This window comes from Blautia ammoniilytica, from assembly GCF_025566965.1.
GTDB lineage: Bacteria > Bacillota > Clostridia > Lachnospirales > Lachnospiraceae > Blautia_A > Blautia_A ammoniilytica.
In genome coordinates this window covers 43,856-46,755 of the sequence record NZ_JAOQJL010000005.1, presented here as the reverse complement: position 1 = coordinate 46,755, position 2,900 = coordinate 43,856, and the positions used below count along the sequence as shown (strand labels likewise).

At 40.5% G+C, this 2,900-nt stretch carries 5 protein-coding genes; all 5 read left to right on the top strand.

Annotation, left to right across the window (positions count from 1 at the left end):
* The coding region (locus OCV61_RS03655; protein WP_158420772.1) for a single-stranded DNA-binding protein at window positions 1-377 on the top strand (377 nt) is incomplete at its 5' end.
* Window positions 378-391: 14 nt separating this feature from the next.
* Window positions 392-784, top strand: coding sequence for a hypothetical protein (locus OCV61_RS03650; protein WP_008371496.1), 393 nt, complete (start codon window positions 392-394; stop codon window positions 782-784).
* Entirely contained in the window at window positions 777-1,658 is an 882-nt protein-coding gene (locus OCV61_RS03645; RefSeq protein WP_055057302.1) for a replication initiator protein A, read from the top strand. Before OCV61_RS03650 ends, OCV61_RS03645 begins: the two co-directional genes overlap by 8 nt.
* 10 nt (window positions 1,659-1,668) lie before the next feature.
* Window positions 1,669-2,487 (top strand): replication initiator protein A, encoded by an 819-nt coding sequence (locus tag OCV61_RS03640; protein WP_055057303.1) that lies wholly within the window; start codon window positions 1,669-1,671, stop codon window positions 2,485-2,487.
* Window positions 2,487-2,900, top strand: a 414-nt coding sequence (locus OCV61_RS03635; RefSeq protein WP_470257240.1) for a P-loop NTPase family protein, incomplete at its 3' end; no start/stop codon positions are given. The genes OCV61_RS03640 and OCV61_RS03635, both read left to right, overlap by 1 nt.

Sequence of the window (2,900 nt, the reverse complement as noted above, 5' to 3'; positions counted from 1 at the left end):
GGCGATTGGTAAGAAATCCCGGATACAACGAAGTGGAGAATGAAAAAGGACTTCATAAGATTGCCAAGTTTGTTTTGGCAGTCAGAAGAAATTATTCCGATGAAGTCAGTTTCATTCCGGTAAAGGCTTTTGCGAAGAAAGCAGAATTTGCCAGAGATTATCTGATACAGGGAACGAAGGTCATGGTGGAAGGCGAGATTGTCACGGGTAATTATGAAGATAAAGATACCGGAAAAAAGATTTATACCACCGAAGTGTATGCAAACCGGATTGAATTTGCTGGTGCAAAAATGGTTGACAGACCACCGTTTCCAGAAGATGCGGAAGGGTTCTTAGAGATCCCAGAGGGCATGGAAGAGGAAATGCCGTTTAGATAGAGGAGGATTAAAAGATGGTTTCAGTAGATCAGGCGTATATGGTAGAGCATATGAAAAATGCCGATGGAAGTATCAATAACAAAAATGTAGTGCTGTCAGCAGCATGTGAAGCAGCAGAACTGTTCCAGTGCATGATGTCAGTAAATCAGAAACTGGAGGACTGGCAGAGATTTAACCACACTTTGGAGATGCATCTGAGGAGTGTGGAATGTGAGAAAATCCATGATATCTGTCAGGCAGTATATGGAATGAAACATCCGTCCAATGAACTGGAAGGATTGTATCTGGCAAGGGAGGATGAACAGATATGCCTGCTGTATTATCAGGTATTTGTGGGTATGTTGGAAATCAATATCAATTCAGCTGAAGTGCTGTACAAACAGAAGGAGGAAATAATCAATGAGTAAGATGGAGTATATGCCGGTAGATTGTCTGCAGGTGCCAAAGATGCTGTTCCAGATGGAAAAATACAAAAATCTGTCAAATACAGCAAAGATTTTATACAGCTTATTTCTGGATCGCTTAAAATTTGCGGTGCAGAATGGCTGGGTAGATGGTGAAGGGGATTTATTTGTAATCTATCCGAAAAGTGAAATGAAAAAAGACCTGAATACGACCAGATATGGGGTAGATCAGGCAGTACAGGAACTGGTGGAGGTTGGAAATCTGGTGCGTATCATTTCAGACAATGGAAAGGCGAAACACTTTTATATCAATGATATTTATGAAAATGAGATGGAGAAAGAATCAATGATGACATTAGACAGCATTATGGCAAATATGCCGATGGAAGAAAGAGAAATTATCATGGACAAGATGGTGAAAGCATCCAGAGATATTCTGGAAACGATTGCGGATATGGGATATCTGGATGAATATGAGACACCACTGACTTCAATGGAAGAAAGAAATTATCGAGATGAGCTTGGACAGCTTGATATTGATCAGATTTCCTGTGATGGCTATGAATTTGGCATGGACCTGGCATTTGGAATCCTGGAAGAAAATGAGGAAAATGCTGATAGAGTACTGGACATTCAGAAGTATGTGAATAGGCAGCATAAAAAGTGTTCAAAAAAGAAATTTATGAAAGTTTTGGAGACTCTGGTACACGCAATAGGAAATGATGAAGGATTTATTGCCGATATGTATGCGTGTGATAAAGAGGCAAGGAAAATTTATCTGGAAGAAGCGGTGAATGCGTTCAATTATGTGCTTGATGAATTGTGTCATGGCACAGGAAGTGCAGCAGGGTATGACTTCAACAATATGGAAGAATAGGAAATAAATTATGGCAGATTTTGAATACTTCAGAGCAGAAGAATCTGACCAGTTTTCTTTTTTCCGAATACCGAAAGCCCTGTTTACAGAAAAGGAATTTCAGAGTCTTTCCACAGATGCAAAACTCTTGTATGGAATCCTTTTAGACCGCATCAGTCTATCAAAGAAAAATGGCTGGATTGACAGTGACGGTTATGTCTATATCATTTATACGATTGCAGAACTGCAGGATCTTTTGCGGATGTCCCATACGACTGTAACAAAGCTCCTTTATGAACTTGACAGTGTGCATGGAATTGGACTGATTGAACGTTACCGGCAGGGAAATAACCGTCCCTCTGTCATATATGTGAAAAATTTTGTGAAACGGGTCAGAGGAAAGCCAGACAGATATTTTCATTCTGGATTGCAAGAAACTGGAAGTCCGGATAGCAAGGAGTTGGAAATCCGGATAGCAAGAAATTGGAAGTCCGGGCAGCAAAAAAATAGAAGTCCGGACTGCAAGAATCTGGAAGGAAGTAATACTAAGATAAATAAGACAGAAAAGAATCATACTGATAAGAGTAAGAGCAACACTCACGCTTTGGAAGAAAATTTCAGTCAGTATGGGAGATTCAAAAATGTTGTTCTGTCGGAACCGGAACTGCAGGAGTTGATGACTTTATTTCCGTGGGACTACCAGAAACGGATTGATCATCTTTCTGTTTATATGAAATCCAGTGGAAAAGAGTATCAGAATCATTTTGCAACAATCTGTCTTTGGGCAGAACGAGATGGAGCCAGGGCAGGAATGGACAAATATGAATTTCAGGAAGGAGAAAGCCTGTGATGGAAAATAAAGTAACAGCAGATTATCTGGATGAAGAGGGATGTCTTCATTGTGGTATCTGTGGAAAAAGAAAACAGATGAAAGTCAGTCTGATGGGATTTGAGCATGTAGTGTCCTGTTTGTGCGAATGCGAGGTAAAAGCCAGGCAGGAACTGGATGAGAAGATGCAGCGGGAAGAAGCACAGAGGCTGCTTTATCAGAGAAAGTCAGTCGGACTTCGGGAAAGAAGATTCTGGGAATGGAAATTTGAAAATGACAATGGAAGCAACCAGAAGATACTAATCGTCAGGCAGTATGTAGAAAATTGGACAGATATGAAGAGAAAAAATGTAGGACTGCTTCTGATGGGACCAGTTGGAACCGGGAAAAGTTTCTTTGCAGGCTGTATTGCAAATGCACTTTTGGAACAGGGA

Bases quoted from the DNA above. Each gene is read 5' to 3' on its own strand.
- OCV61_RS03650 (WP_008371496.1), top strand. From the start codon at position 392: ATGGTTTCAGTAGATCAGGCGTATATGGTAGAGCATATGAAAAATGCC.
- OCV61_RS03645 (WP_055057302.1), top strand. From the start codon at position 777: ATGAGTAAGATGGAGTATATGCCGGTAGATTGTCTGCAGGTGCCAAAG.
- OCV61_RS03640 (WP_055057303.1), top strand. From the start codon at position 1,669: ATGGCAGATTTTGAATACTTCAGAGCAGAAGAATCTGACCAGTTTTCT.